The 17,886-nt window shown below is 68.9% G+C and carries 16 protein-coding genes; 11 read left to right on the top strand and 5 right to left on the bottom strand.

From position 1 onward, the window contains the following. The first annotated feature begins 14 nt into the window (after positions 1 to 14). The 3 genes from metF to I8N67_RS34375 are packed head-to-tail and all read left to right on the top strand — an operon-like array spanning position 15 to position 3,126. Positions 15 to 884 (top strand): methylenetetrahydrofolate reductase [NAD(P)H], encoded by an 870-nt coding sequence (gene metF / locus I8N67_RS34385; RefSeq protein WP_200308211.1) that lies wholly within the window; start codon positions 15 to 17, stop codon positions 882 to 884. Between the two features lie 35 nt (positions 885 to 919). Continuing rightward, positions 920 to 1,945 carry a carbohydrate kinase family protein gene (locus tag I8N67_RS34380; protein ID WP_200308197.1) on the top strand — a complete coding sequence of 342 codons (1,026 nt, stop codon included), beginning with the start codon at positions 920 to 922 and terminating at the stop codon, positions 1,943 to 1,945. Further along, on the top strand, positions 1,942 to 3,126 hold the full coding sequence (locus tag I8N67_RS34375; RefSeq protein ID WP_200308196.1) for a transaldolase family protein: 1,185 nt from the start codon (positions 1,942 to 1,944) through the stop codon (positions 3,124 to 3,126). The genes I8N67_RS34380 and I8N67_RS34375 overlap by 4 nt, the downstream gene beginning before the upstream one ends. Here I8N67_RS34375 and pabB read toward each other — a convergent pair. Then, positions 3,110 to 5,203 (bottom strand): aminodeoxychorismate synthase component I, encoded by a 2,094-nt coding sequence (gene pabB, locus I8N67_RS34370; protein ID WP_200308195.1) that lies wholly within the window; start codon positions 5,201 to 5,203, stop codon positions 3,110 to 3,112. The genes I8N67_RS34375 and pabB overlap by 17 nt on opposite strands. A 34-nt stretch (positions 5,204 to 5,237) precedes the next feature. Beyond that, complete coding sequence (locus tag I8N67_RS34365) at positions 5,238 to 5,993, bottom strand: 50S ribosomal protein L11 methyltransferase (protein WP_200308194.1); 756 nt, start codon at positions 5,991 to 5,993, stop codon at positions 5,238 to 5,240. Positions 5,994 to 6,398: 405 nt separating this feature from the next. Between I8N67_RS34365 and I8N67_RS34360 the strand changes: the two genes are divergently transcribed. Next, positions 6,399 to 8,234 (top strand): helix-turn-helix domain-containing protein, encoded by a 1,836-nt coding sequence (locus tag I8N67_RS34360; protein WP_307835456.1) that lies wholly within the window; start codon positions 6,399 to 6,401, stop codon positions 8,232 to 8,234. A gap of 110 nt (positions 8,235 to 8,344) precedes the next feature. Here I8N67_RS34360 and I8N67_RS34355 read toward each other — a convergent pair whose 3' ends face one another. Together I8N67_RS34355 and I8N67_RS34350 are read right to left on the bottom strand one after the other, a co-directional pair. Next, complete coding sequence (locus I8N67_RS34355; protein WP_200308192.1) at positions 8,345 to 9,466, bottom strand: IS701 family transposase; 1,122 nt, start codon at positions 9,464 to 9,466, stop codon at positions 8,345 to 8,347. 170 nt (positions 9,467 to 9,636) lie between these two features. Then, positions 9,637 to 10,464, bottom strand: a complete 828-nt coding sequence (locus I8N67_RS34350; RefSeq protein ID WP_200308191.1) for an alpha/beta fold hydrolase — start codon at positions 10,462 to 10,464, stop codon at positions 9,637 to 9,639. Between the two features lie 388 nt (positions 10,465 to 10,852). Between I8N67_RS34350 and I8N67_RS34345 the strand changes: the two genes are divergently transcribed. From I8N67_RS34345 to I8N67_RS34320, 6 genes are all read left to right on the top strand, one after another. Further along, entirely contained in the window at positions 10,853 to 11,407 is a 555-nt protein-coding gene (locus I8N67_RS34345; protein WP_200308190.1) for a hypothetical protein, read from the top strand. Positions 11,408 to 11,529: 122 nt separating this feature from the next. Next, positions 11,530 to 11,985 carry a thiamine pyrophosphate-dependent enzyme gene (locus tag I8N67_RS34340; RefSeq protein ID WP_200308189.1) on the top strand — a complete coding sequence of 152 codons (456 nt, stop codon included), beginning with the start codon at positions 11,530 to 11,532 and terminating at the stop codon, positions 11,983 to 11,985. Beyond that, entirely contained in the window at positions 11,982 to 13,361 is a 1,380-nt protein-coding gene (locus I8N67_RS34335; protein WP_200308188.1) for a DUF6002 family protein, read from the top strand. The genes I8N67_RS34340 and I8N67_RS34335 overlap by 4 nt, the downstream gene beginning before the upstream one ends. Before the next feature lie 56 nt (positions 13,362 to 13,417). Then, positions 13,418 to 13,852, top strand: a complete 435-nt coding sequence (gene panD / locus I8N67_RS34330) for an aspartate 1-decarboxylase (RefSeq protein WP_200308187.1) — start codon at positions 13,418 to 13,420, stop codon at positions 13,850 to 13,852. Positions 13,853 to 13,934: 82 nt separating this feature from the next. Beyond that, complete coding sequence (locus tag I8N67_RS34325; protein ID WP_200308186.1) at positions 13,935 to 15,023, top strand: Rossmann-fold NAD(P)-binding domain-containing protein; 1,089 nt, start codon at positions 13,935 to 13,937, stop codon at positions 15,021 to 15,023. Continuing rightward, complete coding sequence (locus tag I8N67_RS34320) at positions 15,020 to 15,913, top strand: EamA family transporter (RefSeq protein WP_234046751.1); 894 nt, start codon at positions 15,020 to 15,022, stop codon at positions 15,911 to 15,913. Before I8N67_RS34325 ends, I8N67_RS34320 begins: the two co-directional genes overlap by 4 nt. Positions 15,914 to 15,937: 24 nt before the next feature. On the opposite strand, the gene I8N67_RS44030 is transcribed toward I8N67_RS34320, so the two are convergent. Continuing rightward, on the bottom strand, positions 15,938 to 16,060 hold the full coding sequence (locus tag I8N67_RS44030) for a hypothetical protein (RefSeq protein ID WP_267912868.1): 123 nt from the start codon (positions 16,058 to 16,060) through the stop codon (positions 15,938 to 15,940). Between the two features lie 186 nt (positions 16,061 to 16,246). Between I8N67_RS44030 and I8N67_RS34315 the strand changes: the two genes are divergently transcribed. Further along, the gene (locus tag I8N67_RS34315) at positions 16,247 to 17,284 is read left to right on the top strand and encodes a helix-turn-helix domain-containing protein (protein ID WP_200308185.1); all 1,038 of its coding nucleotides are present in this window, start codon (positions 16,247 to 16,249) and stop codon (positions 17,282 to 17,284) included. The last annotated feature ends 602 nt before the right edge of the window (positions 17,285 to 17,886 follow it).

The following is a 17,886-nucleotide window of genomic DNA, read 5'->3' as shown; positions in this document are numbered from 1 at the left end:
GGAACGTCCCGCCCATCGGAGCGCGGGCCGGCCGGCCCAGTTTCTCCTTCGAGTTCTTTCCGCCGAAGACCGGGGCGGGCGAGCGCACGCTCTGGGAGGCGATCCGCCGCGTCGAGGCCCTGTCACCGACCTTCGTCTCGGTCACGTACGGCGCCGGCGGTTCGTCCAGGCAGCGCACGGTCGAGGCCACCCGGCGGATCGCCGCCGAGACGACGCTGCGGCCCGTCGCCCACCTGACGGCCGTCGGGCACTCCGTCGCCGAACTGCGGCACATCATCGGCCAGTACGCGGACGCGGGGGTACGGGACGTACTGGTCCTGCGCGGCGATCCGCCCGGCGATCCGCGCGGTCCCTGGACCCCTCATCCACAGGGCTTCCGTCATGCGTACGAACTCGTCGAACTCGTGCGGTCACTGGGCGACTTCTCCATCGGAGTGGCCGCGTTCCCCGAGCGTCACCCGCGCTCGCCGGACTGGGCGAGCGACATCCGGCACTTCGTCGCCAAGTGCCGGGCCGGCGCGGACTACGCGATCACGCAGATGTTCTTCCACGTGGAGGACTACCTACGCCTGCGGGACCGGATCACGGCGGCGGGCTGCGACACACCGGTCATCCCGGAGATCATGCCCGCCACCGACGTTCGGCAGATCCGCCGCTTCGCCGCGCTGAGCGACGCCGCCTTTCCCGAGGACCTCGCCCGGCGTCTGGAGGCCGCACGCGGCAATCCGGCGGAGGGCCACCGCATCGGGGTCGAGTACGCCAGCGCCATGGCCGCGCGGCTGCTGGACGAGGGCGTCCCCGGCCTGCACTACATCACGCTCAACCGGTCCACCGCGACGCTCGAGATCCACCGGAACGTCGAGCCCGCCCACTTCCACCACTGACCGACGACCACGAACCCCGCCCGGAGAGGGACACCATGCGTATCGCCGTCACAGGTTCCATAGCCACCGACCATCTGGCCACCTTCCCCGGGAGGTTCACCGACCAGTTGATCGAAGGCCGGCTCGACCGGGTGTCCCTCTCCTTCCTCGTCGATGAGCTGCACGTACGCCGCGGAGGAACCGCGGCCAACATCGCGTTCGGCCTCGGCCTGCTCGGACTCGCCCCCCTCCTGGTCGGTGCGGTGGGGCCCGACTTCGACGAGTACGGGGCATGGCTCGAGGAGCACGGGGTCGATACCGCGCACGTCCGGGTGTCGAGCACGCGGCAGACGGCTCGCTTCATGTGCACCACGGACGAGGACCAGAACCAGATCGCCTCTTTCTACGCGGGGGCGATGGCCGAGGCCCCCCTCATCGACCTCGCCCAGGTGTCCGGACGCGGCGGCAGGATCGACCTGGCCCTGATCTCCCCGAACGATCCCGCGGCGATGGTGCGCCACACCGAGCAGTGCCGGGAACTCGGGATCCCCTTCGTCTGTGACCCTTCGCAGCAGCTCGCCCGCCTCGGCAGGGAGGAGGTCCGCCGGCTCGTGAACGGAGCGCGGTGGCTGTTCACCAACGAGTACGAGGCCGCCATGCTGCTGGACACGAGTGGTTGGACGCGCCAGGAGGTACTGGGCCGGGTCGGAGCATGGATCATCACCCGGGGAGCCGACGGAGTCCTGGTCGATGCGGCCGGGACGGGACCGGCGGCCTTCCCCGCGGTGCCCGCGAGCCGAGCCGCCGATCCCACCGGCGTCGGCGACGCGTTCCGGGCCGGCTTCCTCGCGGCGTGCGCCTGGGGGCTCCCCCTTCACGCGGCCGTCGCGCTGGGTTGTGCCCTGGCCACGACGGCGCTGGAGGCCGTCGGCCCGCAGCAGTACGAGGCGTCGCTGCCGGACCTGCTGGGCCGCGTCGAGGCCGTGTACGGCGATCCGGTCGCGGCGCTGCTCGTACCGCATCTGACGGGCCGTGTGCCGGTGACCACCGGACAGGTGCTCATGGCGGGAGGGGATCGATGACAGGAGAACACCACACGGCCGAGCCGGCCGAGGTCCCCTCGGACAGCGCGGTGTTGCGCGGTCTGGCAGCGGAAGGGGTGTCCTTCTGGCTCGCCGGACTGAGCAGGGCGGCACTCGCCGACGGCTCGCTGAAGACGTGGATCGCCGATGCGCACATCACCGGGCTGGTGCTCTCCCCTTCGGTGATGACGTGCGAGATCCGCCGGACCGACGACCATGCCTACCGTGACCAGCTCAGCCTTCTCGCGCGGCGGCACGCCTCGCCGGAGGAGATGGTGCGGGCCCTGATCGCCTACGACGCGCGCTGGGCGTGCGACCTTCTCTCCTCCGTCCACACGGCCGCCGAAGGGCTGGACGGCTGGGTCTGCGTGGAACTCGACGCACGACTGGCGTACGACCGCCGGTCCGCACTCGAAGAGGCACGCGCTCTCGCCCTCGCCGTCAACCGTCCCAACCTTCTGGTGACGGTGGCCGCCACCGACGCCGGTCTGGATGTGGTGCGCGAGTGCGTCGCTGACGGCATCGGTGTGAACGCGGCCCTCATCCACTCGGTCGAGCGTTACGGAGAAGTCCTCGACTCCTACTGGGAAGGACTGGAGCGATCGCACGAAGCCGGCCGGGATCCGGCCCGTGTGCCGTGTGTGGCCACCTGGGAACTGGCCGAGGTGGAAGCGGCGGTGGACGAACGGCTCCGTGAGCTCGGCGGTGTCCCGGACACCGCCGAGCTGCGCAGCCGCACCGCGCTCGCCCTCGCCCGTACTGCCTACGACCTCCAGGAGCGCAGGCTCGACTCCCACCGATGGCGCACCTTGCGGAACGCGGGAGCTCGCCCTCACCGACTGGTCTGGTCCGGTGCGGGAGTGGGTGACGGCTCCTCGGATCCCGGGCACCTGGCCGCGGGCATACGCCAGGTGGAGGAGATCGTGGCCTGGCGGACGGCACACGTGCTGACCCGTGGTGCCCTGACGGAGGCCGCCCGCCGCGCGAGGCCGCGTGGGGACTCCCTGACGGGGCAGGCCGCGGCGGCAACCGACGTCGTGGCGGCGCTGCGCCGGCGAGGCGTTCATCTCGGCTGCCTGGCCGAGAACCTGGAGCGACTGCGGCTACGGCGGTTGGAGCGGGACCGCGAGGAACTCCTCGACGCCGTACAGAACTCGCCGGCCGTCAGGGCGTACCGGTGAGGCTCGCAGCCACGGTTGCCGGCCGCCGCCCCGGGAACGTACCGCCGACCAGCGCGAGCAGTGGCGCGGCTTTCACGGCGGTTTCCTCGAACTCGGCCACCGGGTCCGACAACGCAGTGATCGCCCCACCGATGCCGTACCGCACCCGGTCCGGTGTGACGACGGCCGTACGGATGACGATGCTCAGATCCGCGGCACCGTGGAGCGAGAAGTATCCGATCGCACCGGAGTAGACGCCGCGTGCTCCACCCTCCAGCGCATCGATGATCTGCATCGTCCGTTCCTTCGGAGCCCCGGTCATGGAGCCCCCCGGGAACGCGGCGCGCACGCACTGGACCGCGCTGCTGTCCGGCCGGAGTCTGGCGCGCACGGTGCTGACCAACTGGTGCACGGTGGCGTACGTCTCCACGGAGAAGACGTCATGTGCGGTGACCGAGCCGATCTCCGAGCATCGGCCGAGGTCATTGCGGACCAGATCGACGATCATCAGGTTCTCGGCGCGCTCCTTCTCATCCGTGCGCAGCTCCTCGGCCAGGGCCCGGTCGTGTGCGGGAGTGACGCCGCGTGGGCGGGTTCCCTTGATGGGCTTGGACTCGGCCGTTCCATCGGCGCCGACGCGCAGGAAGCGCTCGGGCGAACTGCTCAGGATGGACAACTCGCCGAAACGCAGCAGGGAGGCGTAGGAGCTGGGACTGGCGCGCCGCAGCCGTCGGTAGCCCTGCCAGGGGTCCAGCGCGGTGCGTACCTCGGCCATGTTGGTGAGACAGATCTCGTACGACTCACCGGCGGCGATCTGTTCCTGGCAGCGTCTGATCAGCTCCAGATAGGCGGCCCGGTCGTGCCGCAGCTTGATCCGTACGTCCTCGTCGCGGGAGGGCGGGGCGGGTACCGGACCGGGCCGTCTGCCGGTGAGGCCGGCCAGCCGTGAGCTCGTCTCGTCCAGCCAGGAGACCGTGCTGGACTCGTTGTCCCGCTCCGCCAGCGCCAGCAGATAGGTGACCCGCGCGTGATGGTCGAACACCACGGCGCGGTCCGCGAACAGCATGGTGGCATCGGCCTCGGCGGACCGGTGGGTCGGCTCACCTCCGCACTCGGCCTTGAGCTCGTATCCCAGACTGCCGACCCAGCCCAGCACGAAGTCGAACGGCAGGTCCGGGGCCTCGACACACAGGGCACGCAGGTCCTCGTCGAGCCAGTCCAGGAACTCTCCCGTGACCAGTCGGACGCCCTCCCGAGAGGTGATCCGCACGGTGCGACTGCTCGTGTCGGCCGTGGCGACGCGGGCGAGCGGGCCGGAGGCGTCACCCATGAAGGAGAACCGGCCGCAGGCGTCGTCCGTGCGACTGCTGTCGAGCCAGAACGCGTGGGAGGCGGTCCCGTAGAGATGCTCGAAGACCACTTCGTCGTCCCACCGGGTGGCCAACCGTCGGACGTGGACGGTCAGTTTCCGCTCCTGCGACGTCCGTGCCCGGGGTGTCGAACGCCGTGCGGGCCGGTGGCGCCGGGTCCTGCCTCGCTCCAGGAAGTTGCCCAGGAGCTGGTGCCCGTGCCGGGTACCGATGGATTCCGGATGGAACTGGACGCCCCACAACGGCCGTTCGCGATGACGCAGCCCCATGAGCACCCCGTCCCGAGTCCAGGCGGTCGCTTCGAGGGCGGGGGGAAGGGTGTGCACGGTGAGCGAGTGGTACCGCACCGCGTCGAAGGGGCTCGGCAGACCGGCGAAGATCCCTTCTCCCCGGTGGAAGACGGAGGAGACACGGCCGTGGCGCGGCTCCGGTGCCCGGCTCACCGTTCCCCCTCCTGCCAGTGCGATGCCCTGGTGGCCCAGGCACACTCCCAGGAGCGGGACGTCGGTGGTGTCCACGATCTCTCGGCAGACTCCGAAGTCGCCCGCGCGGCCCGGGTGTCCGGGGCCCGGTGAGATCACGACGTTGTCGAAGGCGGAGAGGTGACGGATCCGCCAGTACGGGTCGTCGTTGCTGACGACGGTGGGTTCCCGGCCCGACAGTTCGGCCAGGTAGTGGAACAGGTTGTAGGTGAAGGAGTCATGGTTGTCGACGAGCAGCGTGCGCATCCGGGTGCCGGGCCCCTTCCTGTGATCGGTGTCGTCAGGCTTGTACGAGGGCGCGACGTGTACCGGCCGGCTGTCGGCGGGCGCGGGCCGGGCGTATCTCCAGCAGGAGGTGTTCGACCCGGTCGGGTCCCTCGTCGACCGTCCGGCTGTCGAGCGTGTGCAGTTCCCGGCCGCACTCCACGGCGATCTCCCGCAGGGCGCCGAGGTTCCCCCGGTCGCTGAAGTGCAGCAGCGCGGTCCCGTCGTCGGTCAGACGGTGCACGACCTCGGACAGATACCGGCGGTGCGTGCGGTAGCCGGCGTCGACGTAGGCCCGTTCGTGGAGGCTCCGGTAGGCGTAGTCGGCCGGTGCCATCACATAGTTGGAGCTCCAGAAGACCTGCTCGAACCGGGCGTCCGGGTCGAGCGCCGAGAACAGGTCGCTGCGCAGTGCCGTGACATGGTCGGCGACCCCGTGCCGTTCCGCGTTCAGCCGGGTGTTCTCGACGGCGTGGTCGTTGATGTCCGTGGCGAGAACGGAGGTACAGCCGGACAACGCCGCCTGGACGGCGATGAGGCCGGCGCCGCAGCCGATCTCCAGCAGGGACGAAGGGGGCTTGTGCCCGCCGGTGCCGGTCAGGCCCAGGAACTCGGCGCCGATGCGCGTCGAGGGGGAGTAGAGGGGGGCGAAGACCTGATCGAGCAGATCCCAGTCCCGGTCGAGGAGGGTGAACTCGCGGGGCCTGTCCGGTCGCGTCAGCGATCGACGGCTGCGCTCGAGCGACTTGAGGTGGCTGCGTATCTGCGACATCGAACCTCCATGGGGGTGCGTGGACCGCTCCGGTCGAGTCGAACGCTGCACAGCTTTCTCGAACGGCGGTCGGTGCAGGAAGGTGGTCCGGCGACAGACCTGACCCACCTGAGTGGTGGCTCGCCCACCCACGGGGCTTTGGTGTGGTGTACCTCACTTGCCCCAATCTTGACGGGAGTTGGTTGCGCTATGGTCGGAAGCGGAAGGGTCGTTGCTACGTGATTCGGGCCAGGGGGAGATTGTGTGACGTCGACGGAGCGACCGGAGCCCGGAGTCGAGTGCGTGGATGAGACTGGGGCGATGCTTTCCATCCTCGAACTCCTGGCAGGCGAAGCACCGTCGGGTCGTATCGAGGAATTGGTCAGGAGTTTCGGTGGACGCGGTGCGCGCCCGGACGATGAGGCCGTGCTCCGTCTGGAGCGCGCCGAGCGTCTGGCGCTTCAGGTGCATTCCCAGCTCGCCCGTCGTCAGCAACGGGAGACCGAACTGTCCGCGCTGGTCGACACCGCGCGTGATCTGACGCTCCCTTATGAACTCGACGAGTTGCTCGGGACCATCACCCGCCGCACTCGAAGGTTGTTTGGCATGGACATGTCCTATGTCGCCGTCCGTGACGAGGCTGCGGGGGACAGCTACGTGCGGACGGCGGACGGGCATGCCTCCGCACTCACCGTGGGCTACCGCGTGCCGCACACCTGGGGACTCGGTGACAGGTCGGTCGAGGCGAACGTCCCCATCTGGACCCCCGACTACCTCTCGGACGACAGCTTTCGGCATTCGTCCGTACTCGACGAAGTGGTGCGCGCGGAAGGGATCCGAGCCATCATCGCCGCACCGCTGGCGGTCGGCTCCGTCTCCTTCGGCGTGCTCTACGCGGCTGACCGGAACATCCGCCATTTCAGCATCGGCGACGTCTCCCTGATGAACTCGCTCGGGGGACTGGCGGCCGTGGCCATAGAGAAGACCCGCACCCTGGAACGCAGCCACTCGGACATCGCCGACCTCAACGAGTTCCGCCGGTTCGGCGAACTGCACAGCAGACTGGTCGACCTGGCCATGGCGGGCAGCGACCTGCAGACGCTGACCGCAGAGGTGGCCACGGCGCTGGACGGAGCGGTACTGGTCCGGGACGTGGAGAACCGCACGCTCTCGGCCGTCGGAGAGCTGCCCTCGGTCGACGAGGCCGAGGTGCTGGCAGCCGCGCAGGCCGCCTCCGCGCGCCGCGAGCCGGTCGTCGTCGGCGACGGCACCGGAGTGTGGGTCGTGCCCGTCATGGCCGGCGGCGAGGAACTCGCGGTGATGCTGCTGCGGCCGCGGACCCCCCTGGACGACACCGGCGTGCGCCGGATGCGTCTGACGGCACAGGCGGTTGCCGTACTGCTCCAAGTGCACCGCAGCGAGGAGACAGCGGCGAGCCCCTTCCGGGACGAGCTGTTCGACGACCTGCTGGCAGTGGAGCGACGGCCTCTCAAACAACTCGAACTGCGGGCGAGCAGGCTGGGCATCGTGCCCGATCGGCCACTCGTGGTGGTGGTCGTGCGCCCCGAGGGCAGCACCGCCGGTCGTGCCGCCAGCTGGGCGGCGTCGTACGCGCGTCGCATGGGCGGGTTACGGAGCATCCAGCGCGGCTGCATTTCCCTGCTGTTACCGCTGCCGGCCGACTCCGGCTCCGGAACCGGCAAGGGGGCGGGCTTCCTCGCCCGCTCGGTGTCCGACCAGCTGTCCGCGCTGCTCGGTCATCCGGTCACCGTGGGCGCGAGCGGGCCGGTCCGGAGTCTGGGCCTGGTGCGCCAGTCCCACCAGGAGGCCATGCGCTGCCTGGAAACGCTGGTCGCGCTCGGCAATGTGGGAGCCTGCGCTTCGGTCGAGGACCTGGGGTTCCTCGGCATCCTGCTCTCGGACGACCGTGACGCCGCCGCGTTCGTCGAGTCGACGATCGGGCCGGTGCTCAACTACGACGCACAGCGGCTGACCGAGCTGACGAGGACACTGGACACGTACTTCGCCTCGGGGAGCAGCCAGACGAACGCGGCGGAACTGCTGCATGTGCATCCCAACACGGTCGCCCGCCGCCTGGAGCGGGTCGCCGAACTCCTCGGCGCGGACTGGTCGACGCCGGAAAAGGCACTCGAAGTGCAGCTGGCTCTGCGGCTTCATCGCATACACCTCGTACTGCGTGGGCAACGAGGCGCCGACGGCGCGTCGGCGGGCTCCTCAGGTCAGACACCCCATGTCGTTTGAGGTCAAGGAGCAGGGGCACGGTCTGACCTCAGAAGTCGGATGCTTCCGGCGGCGAAAGTGCTCACCTACTGGCGGCTACGGCACGAGTCTCTACGACCCGACAGCTCCCATTAGGCGGAACGCCCGAACACCGCCGCGGCTTCGCCGTCCCCCGCCGAGTAGCCGGCGGCGCCCGCCGAGCTCAGCGCGGAAATCGCGTACGCGCACGAGGCCAGCGTCATGTGCCGGTGCCAGCCGCGCAACGACCTGCCCTCGAAGTCCCGCAACCCGACCGCGTCACCGCGGGTGCGCCAGCCGTGCGTGACCTCCTCGTGCAGCCGGGTGAGGTTCAGGAGTGCCGGGGCGGATCCGGCGCGCACATTGGTCAGCCACACCTGAGCGGGCGGGCGGCGCACATCGCCCCACACCCCGAGGGCGGTGAGCGACCCGCTGCCCGGACCGCCGTCCGCGAGGCGTACCCGGGCCGTCGCGAACGCCGACCCCGGCCGACCGGGCGCCGAGGTCGGCCATGAGTTCCGCAGCCGCAGCGCCTTGTCGAGAATGCGCTGCACGGGGGCGACGCGCCGGACCTGACCGCTCAGCGCCGGGTGATCGGCCGCCACGTCCACGCGCCCACTGATCCGCATGGCGAGCGGGAACCCGCTTCGCAAGTGCCGGGACACAAGGCGCTCTTCCCCCGGAACCCCGTGCACATCGAGCAGCGCGGGCCGCAGCGGATCACCCCAGTCGCGCACGTCCCGGAGGAGCTCGGCGATGCTGTCATCAGGGGTGGCGTCCTCAGGTCCCTCGACGCGCCGGCATGGCGTCAGCAGAAGACTCCAGCTGACGGGCGCGGTCACGCGCGCGGACGCGAACCATATGCCGTATGCCTGCTGGCCGTTGACCACCTGATGCGCATCGGGCGAGAAGTGCCGCCCCACGCCCACACTGTGCCGGCCCGCCTTGGGAATCGACACCGGCAGCAGTACCCACGCGGAAGCGCGGTCCGTGGTCTCCAGGAAGCGGGTGAGGGCCCGGCGCAACGGCAGCCACTCCCACTGCGAGCTGCTGACGAAATGGTGCAGCCGTTGGGCATCGCCGGGGACGCCGACGGCGCCCGCGATGTTCGCGATCGACTTGCGCCCGTCGGCTGTCAGCAACCCGTCCACGTACTGCCGTGCCCGGATGCGCTGGTCGTAGCGACGGAACTCCGTGAACAGGTCGGCGCAGAGCCGGGTGGCGATGTCTTCCATGGCACACCAGGCTTCTCGCCTCCGCCGCTCGGGGCGAGGTGTGAAGGTCACACTCCTGTGCCCGGTGATGGTGGCCGGGCCACCACCATGGCCTGCTCACAAGCCGACAACCGACCGAAAGCGGGTGAGCCGGTGGTGGCCCTGCCACCACCGGCTCATGCCCCGCCGGGTCAGGCGAGGAAATCCAGCAGCACGGCGAGCAACTGCGCGGGCGCGTCCAGCGGTACGAGATGCCCGGCGCCGGGGATGACCCGCAGACGCGCGCCAGGGATCAGCGACGCCAACTCGTGGGCCTTGGCGACGGGAATCCAGGAGTCTTCCTCACCCCAGCACACGGTCACGGGAATCCCGATGCCCGGGTACAGCTCCTGGATCTCATCGGTGTAGCGCTGGTCGGCCTGCGCGATCTGCCGGTAGAACGCCGCCTGCCCCGTCCGGTCCGTCCAGGGCGCGGCGAGGGCTTCGGCCGCGTCCGCGCGTAGTCCCCGGTGGCTTGCCGAGCCGATGTACTCGTGGACGAGCGCGCGGTGCAGGGTGGGCGGCAACTGCTCGAAGACCGGGGCGTTCTCACCGACCAGCCGGAAGAAGGGCGAGCCCCACGGCGCGAGTGCCACCGGGTCGACGAGGGCCAGCCGCCGGTAGGAGACGTGGTGCAGCAGATGGGCCCGCAGGGCGACACAGCCACCGAAGTCGTGAGCGACGACGGACGGTTTCGACAACTGCCAGTGCTCCATCAGCTCGGCGAAGACCATGCCCTGTGCGGCGAGGGAGACGTCCTGGCCGTCGGCCTTTTCGGACGCGCCATAGCCCGGCATGTCCCAGACGAAGACCTGGTGGTCCGCGGCAGTGAGCGCGGAGACGATCTCCCCCCAGACGTATGAGGAGAACGGAGTGCCGTGCAGCAGCACGACGGGCTCACCGTCGGCCGGCCCGAACCGGTCCCACCGGACCGTCCCCGACCTGCTCTCGAAGACCTTGCGCAACTGCCAGGTGTCCAACGTTCGGATCCTTCCCGCCCTCACCGGACTCTGAATGCCCGGAGCCCCGCTGCTGACGCTCCGTGGAAAGCCTCTCACCTCGGCACCAGGGTGGTGGCCCTGCCACCGCCCCGGCCTTCCGATTCGGGCGTTCCTCGCGCCGTGTACGGCTCCGGATGGTGGGCGGGCCACCACCTCCCGGCGGCAAGCGTGTGTCCCCCGCACCTCGTCCGGAACGTGGAGAGCGGGAAACCTGGTGTGCCACGCGGACATCGCCACGAGAAATTCTCGAGGCGCGGATTCGGAGAAATCCGACGACGCGGACTAATGGAGCTTCGACTCTCACCCGCCGGATTCATGCCACGCATTCCGATGCACGGATCGCCTCGACGCGAGAGAAGGAACACGCATGACAGCAGGAATGAGCACACCTCTGAAACCGAACCGCCCGAGTTCCACCGACGCGCGCGTGGCGGACATCGCCTCCGTACTGACGACGTGGTGTCCCGATCTGTGCGTGGCGACACCGTGCGGTGTGCTGGCTCCGCTCCTCGGCCGGCTGCAGGAGTGCCATCAGGGGTTCCGGTACGTCCACCGTGAGGACAACGCGGTGGCGCTGGCCGTGGGCACCGCCCTGGCCGGCGGGCGTGGTGCCGTGCTGATGCAGAACTCGGGATTCGGGCAGTCGGTCAACGTCCTGGCGTCCTTGGTCGAGCCGTTCGACGTTCCGCTCGGCCTGGTCGTCAGCATGCGTGGCACCGGTGTCGACGGCACGCGGGAGAACCGCGGCATGGGACAGGTGACCATCCCGGTGCTCGAGCACTTGGGGCTGCCCTGGCGCATGCTCGCAGGCGACGATCACCGCAGTGCGGTGACGTGGTTCGAGACCATGCTGGCCGACCGGACGAGGCCGGCGGTGTTGCTGGTGCCGCCGGAGTCCTTCGGCTGGAGCGCGGCACAGTGATACGGCGGTCGGACGTCCTGGAAACGGTCATCGCCCACGGCCACGACAGCCCCATCGTCTTCACGACGGGCTACACATGCCGGGAAGCCTTCTCCGTAGGTGATGCGGCGAATCACCTGTACATGACCGGCTCCATGGGAATGGCCCCGGTGATCGGAGTCGGAATCGCCCGGCAGACGGACCGGACGACCGTGGTGATCGACGGAGACGGCGCCTTCCTCATGAATCCCGGGGCGCTGATGGTCACCAAGCAGTACCGGCCGGAGAACTTTCTCCACCTGGTCCTCGACAACGGCAGTTACGAGTCGACCGGTGGCCAGGAATCGTCCAGCGCGATATTCGACATTCCCCAGATGGCCGCGGCCATGGGCTACCGCGAGTGCACCCGGATCCATGACACGGAGAATCTGCGCCAACGCCTTCCAGGGCTCGTACGTGCCCCTCGCGGCCCACATTTGGTGTACGTCCGCACCCGGTCCACGCCTGCGGGGAGCCATCCACGGATCACGGTGGACCCCGCGGCCAATTTCCTGCGATTCCGCGACTGGATGACCGATCCACGAAAGGGAGAAGCATGACACCGACCGCCCTGAAATCGGACTCGATGTTCGATTCGGAGATCAGGACCACGTCGTCGGACAGCCTGATCGTGCGGTACTACCGCGGGATCCAGCAGGTGTCCGAGAGGCTGCACAGTACGGTGGCCGGCACCGCGTTCGCCCCGGCGTTCGACTATCCGGAACTCGACGACACCTGGGAGGAGTTTTTCAGCGTCGCGCAGGCGTCGTGGACCGCGCTCGGCGGTTACGGCGACAGCCGGCTGACGCTGCTCGACCTGACGAAGAACCCGGCGACCCGCACCGGCAAGACCCCCGCTTCGCTTCTGATGGTGGCGCGGGCGGTCCACCACATCCGGCACACCGGTGAGCCGGTCGTGCTCTTCACGCCGTCGTCGGGGAACAAGGCGATCGCCCTGCGGGACGCGGTCGGGCGGGCATTCCGGCTGGGGCTGGTCGACCCCGACGAGTTGCGCATCGTGACGCTGACTCCGCGCGAGACGCTGTACAAGTTCCGCCGTGACCTGCTCACCGAGTCCGACGAACTGCGGCGCCTGAACCCGCTGATGGTGTACGACGGCGACAAGCCCGCCGCAGTGAAGGAGATCGGCCGGGAGTTCACCCGCATCCTGTCCTTCCCCGGACGCCGGCCGTGGCGCGTCTGGCAGTCTCTGGACATCGCGAACTACCAGGCCGCGGACTGCTGCCGAGCCTTCTTCGAGTACGAGTTCGGCGGCCTCCCCGGCCGGCGGCTGCACGCACACTCGGTGTCGAGCGCATACGGCCTCCTGGGCTACCAGCGTGGGCTGGACCTGCTGGGGAGTCTGGGGCTACCGGTACGACAGCCCGGCTTCCTGCTGGTGCAGCACTCCGAGACGAGCGACATGGTGCGGCACTTCCTGCGCGCCCAGACAGGTGAGGAGCCGCGCGTCGCATACCGGCACAACGGCCGTACGGGACTGCTGGAGCAGGATTCCTCGCCCCACTTCCCGCGAACCACCTGGGCCGTGAAGGAGAACCTGGAGCCCACCTTTTACACCAAGGAGCCCCCGACGGCTCCCGAGATGACCGGACTGATGAAGGCGCACGGCGGTTCAGGGGTCATCGTGTCGCTCCAGGAGTGCCTGGCCCGCTACGGCGAGGTGCGCCGGTATCTGCGGGACACCGACTGCGCGCTCCCCGATGACCCGCGCACGCTCGGCGAGTGGTCGCTGGTCATGGCCCTGACCGGGGTGCTCAACGCCGTGGACCGCAAGCTGGTCGAGCCGTTCGACGACCTCGTGATCCACGGGTCCGGGGTCTACCCGAGGCCGACGGGTGAGGGCGTACGAGCGGATCAGGTCCAGGCCGTGACCGACGCCCGGCACATGGCACGGCTGGTCGCCGAAGCCCACTGATCCTCCCTGCCGATCACCGAAGAACCGACAAAGAACACAAAGGAGTTGACGACCCCGTGAAGCGTGAACTGCTGAAGTCGAAGATCCACCGGGCCACCGTGACCCAGGCGGACCTTCACTACATCGGCTCGATCACCCTCGACCCGGACCTCATGGAGAAGGCGGACATCCTGCCGCACGAGAAGGTGGATGTCGTCGTCCTCAACAACGGTGCACGGTGGACGACTTACGCCCTTCCCGGCCCCCGCGGGAGCGGCGTCGTCGGCATCAACGGCCCGACCACGCGGCTCGCCCTGCCCGGTGACCTGGTGATCATCATGGCGTACGCGAGCGTCACGGAGGAGGAGACCAAGACGCACGAGCCCAGCGTCCTCTTCGTCGACAGCTCCAACAAGATCATCCATGAGGGTAGCGACCCGGCCCACGCCCCTGAGGGAACGGGCACCTTCCGCGGCGACCAGCTGAAGGAACCGCACCCCGCCGCATCGTAGGAACCGCCGTACGGGCCCCGACTCGGACGGGGCCCGTACGCCTCTTTCCCTGCCCGCAAGCTCCGCGAACCGAGGATCTCCATTGGCCAGTCGCGACGTTCTGATCGTCGGAGTCGGATCGCTCACACGGGCGATCTGCTCCTCCCTCGCCACGACTGCTGCGGAGCGGTGCACCGTGACGCTGTTGTCGGGTACGCCGCACAATGCCGCCGAAGTCTGCTATGTCGCCAACACGCGCGCTGCGTTGAGCGGGGCCGATGTGGTGTTCCGGGCGCTGCCGGCATCCGAGTACTCCGCCGAGGTGTTCCGTTCCGCGCTGGCGCGCGTCAAGCCCGCCCTCGTCGTCAACTGCGCCTCGCAGCAGTCGCCGTGGGAGGGGACGCGGGCGCCGTCCGCATGGAGCGACCTCGTTGCCCGGGCCGGATTCGGGGTGACCCTGCCGCTGCAGTCGCTGCCCGCCCTCACGCTGGCGGAGGCGATCGCCGACGTACATCCGCGGGCGCTGTTCGTGAACGCGTGTTTCCCGGATGCGGTCAATCCCGTGCTGAAGTCCCTCGGCCTTCCGGTGTTCTGCGGGACGGGCAACGTCATGACGATCGCCGCCTCGCTGCGGGCCGCTCTCCAAGCCGGCAGCGGGCACGGCTCGTTGCGGGTGCTGGGGCACCACGTGCATCTGCACCCGCCGCACGGCCCCGACGAGGAGGCGCTCGCCTGGCTCGACGGAGTGTCCGTACCCGACGTCACCGAGGCACTGCGCGCGCAGCGCGGCACCCCGCGGTCCGAGCTGAACGCGGTGGGCGGCCATGCCGCCGCCCTCCTCGTGGGCTGCCTTCTGGACCAGCGTGAGGCATGTGCGAACGTCCCGGGACCTTCGGGCCTGCCCGGCGGCTACCCCGTGCGGATCTCCTCGGGCCGTATCCACCTCGATCTGCCATCGGGGATGTCCCGGGAACGGGCGGTGGAGCTCAATCAGCGGTGGGCGGTACTCGACGGAGTACAGGTCCGCCCGGACGGCGAGATCTGTTTCACCACTGCGGGCGACATGGAGATCGACAAGGAACTGCCGGATGTGCTGAGCCCGCTTCATGCCGAAGGTATAGGGGAGAGGTGCGCACACATGCTGACGCTGCGGACCCGGTTGCGGAACGTACCGTCGCGGTCTGCCGCATGAGGGGGGAGCCACAGGAGAAGCAGGTTGCGGCGGAGGAGGGCGCGACCCGCAGGCCGGGGTTCTCACCCACACCGATGGTGCTCGGCGGCATAGTCGCCCTGGAACTGGGCGCGGCTCTGGCCAAACTGCTGTTCCCCCTCGCGGGAGTCGCGGGCGTGGTGGCCCTGCGGTTGGTGTTCGCGGCCGTCGTGCTTCTCGTCGTCATGCGAGTGTCCCCGCGTACCTTCCGTGACTCCGCCACGCTCGGGCTCGTCGTGCTCATCGGGACGCTGCTGGCCCTGCACCATCTGGCGTTCTACGCGGCTGTCGACCGGCTGCCGCTGGGGGTCGCCGTCACCATCGAGTTCACCGGCCCGCTGGCGATCGCCCTGTTCTCCACCCTGCGCATCCGTGGCCTGCTGTGGGCGGGGCTGGCCGCCGTCGGAGTCTGTCTCACCGCGCTCACCGGCACGACGGGTCCGCTGGGGCTCACAGGGGTGCTGCTGGCGGTCGGAGCCGCGCTGTCCTGGGGCGGCTACATCATCGTCTCCTCGACCCTGGGCCGCAGGACCGAAGACGGGCGCTGGCTGACGGTCGCGACCACCTGGGCCGCCGTGCTGACCCTTCCGCTCGCCGTGACCACCGCCGGCACCACGCTGCTCGACCCTCGCGTGCTGCTGGGGTGCCTCGGCGTCGCCATGCTGTGCGAGGTCGTGTCGTATTCGCTGCAGAACAAAGCCCTGCGCCGGATGCCGGCGCAGGGCTTCTCGATTCTGATGAGCCTGGAGCCCGCCGTCGCCGCACTTCTCGGGCTGATGATCCTGGGCCAGGCTGTCTCGGCCTGGCAGGTCGCCGGAATCGTGGCGGTCGTGGCTGCCTCCCTCGGCAACACCCTCGCGCCCGGCCGCTAGGGAGCCCGACGCCATCACCCCCCGTCAGTCGTTCCCGCGGCTGGGCTGGGGCGCCGGCCTCAGGCCGTGGCGGATCGCGTGGGCCGCGTCGATGCCGTAGCACACGTCGCGGAAGAAGCGTTTGCAGGCGATGCCCAGTGCGCGCATGTTCGTCCCTGTCTCTCTGGCCGTAGCCACGTCGACCGTGGCCTGTGGGCTTCGTATCTGCAGCGGCTTTTGTGCGCTGCTGTCTGTAACGATCCCGCGAAGGCCCGTCCCACAACAGTGGCGGCTATGACACTCTTCGCTAAGATTCCGCCAGGACCTCGTCATGGCCTTCACAGAGGAGCGACGATGAGCCACCGGCAGCCAAGCCCTCCGTACCGCGTCGCCGCACTGGTGACCGATCAAACCTCGTCCTTCGAGATCGGCATGGTTACAGCGGTGTTCGGCCCGTATCTGAGCGATCTGATCCCCGCGCACTACGAGCTGCGGCTCTGCGCGGAGCAGCCCTCCTCCGTGCCCTTGGCGGGAGGTGCTGTATTGACCACGCGATACGGGCTGCGGCAGCTGCGCTCGGCCCACACGGTCATCGTGCCCAGCAGCGCCGATCTGGACGTGCCGCCGTCCGGTGCGCTCGTCGAAGAACTGAGGGCGGCCCACCGCGCCGGTGCGCGCATCGTCTCGACGTGCATGGGCGCCTTTACCCTGGCGGCGGCCGGACTGCTCGACGGCCGACCGGCCACCACCCACTGGCGCTGGGCCGAACTGCTGCGCAGCCGCTACCCGCAGGTCGAGGTGGATCCGAATCCGCTCTATGTCGATGACGGGGATGTCCTGACCGGTGCGGGCAGCGCGGCCACTCTGGATCTGTGTCTGCACCTGGTGCGCAAGGACTTCGGGACGGAGCTGGCCAATACGGTGGCGCGTCGCCTGGTGATCCAGCCGCACCGGGACGGCGGCCAGGCGCAGTACATCGAGGCGCCGGTGTCGTTGTCGTCCGACGACGATGGGGTCTCGCGCAGCATGGCATGGGCTTTGGAACACCTGACCGAGCCGGTCACGGTGGCTGCGCTGGCCCGGGAGGCACGGATGTCCGAGCGCAGCTATCTGCGGCACTTCGCCAAGGCCACGGGGAGCTCACCGATGCGCTGGCTGATCTCGCAGCGGGTACGAGCGAGCCTGCCGCTGCTGGAGACCTCGCATGCCGCTGTGGAGCAGATCTCGGCGGCAGTGGGCTTCGAGTCACCCGTGACCTACCGGCACCACTTCTCAAAGATCATGCGCACGTCGCCGTCGGCCTACCGCCGTGGGTTCCGCACTGTGCAGGTGGCCAGAGAGGCGGCGCAGAGCATCGGTCGGACCTCACCGCACGTCGCTGCGGGCGCATAGGCGGTGTCTGGCAGAGAGACCGTACGGTCGTCGGGATGACCACCGGCCGCTGTGATCCGGAGAAAGAGGAACGGCCTGTTTCTCCGTATGTGATCAGCCTGGACCGGTCGACAAACGTACAGGTCACAGTGGGCGTACTGCGCTGATGGCCCCGCCCTGCGGCTCCTCCCGTACCGCGCATGTCCCTTACGCGGCGATTTCGCGGGATCGGAGATTTGGGATTTTACTCATCTGGCGCTGAAAAGGACCAGGTCAGAGTCAATGGGGAGTGAGTGTCCATGGCCAGGTTGGCCGTTGCGGTTTTGGTATGCGCAGAAGAAAGCGCTGACCGCATTTCTGCTGGCCTTGTGCCCTGAACATGAAAGGGAGTTGATTGTAGGCAACTTCTGGAAGTGATGCCGTGTGGGAGATGAAGGTTTTGTGGCCCTTCAGAGCCGCCCTGTGGGGGAGGCTCTGAACCGCCTCATGCTGCGTTAGCTAATGACTGTCGTGGTGAGCGATGAGGGAAAGGCGTCGTAAGAGGCGTCAGGTGGGGATCGGGAAGACGAACGCAAGTGAATCGCTGCTGACGTGTCGAAAAGAAAATAGACGGCATCGAAACC

The sequence above is a fragment of the Streptomyces adelaidensis genome (assembly GCF_016598475.1).
GTDB lineage: Bacteria > Actinomycetota > Actinomycetes > Streptomycetales > Streptomycetaceae > Streptomyces > Streptomyces adelaidensis.
The sequence above is the reverse complement of the archived record's forward strand: the minus strand, read 5'-3'. Positions and strand labels throughout refer to the sequence as shown.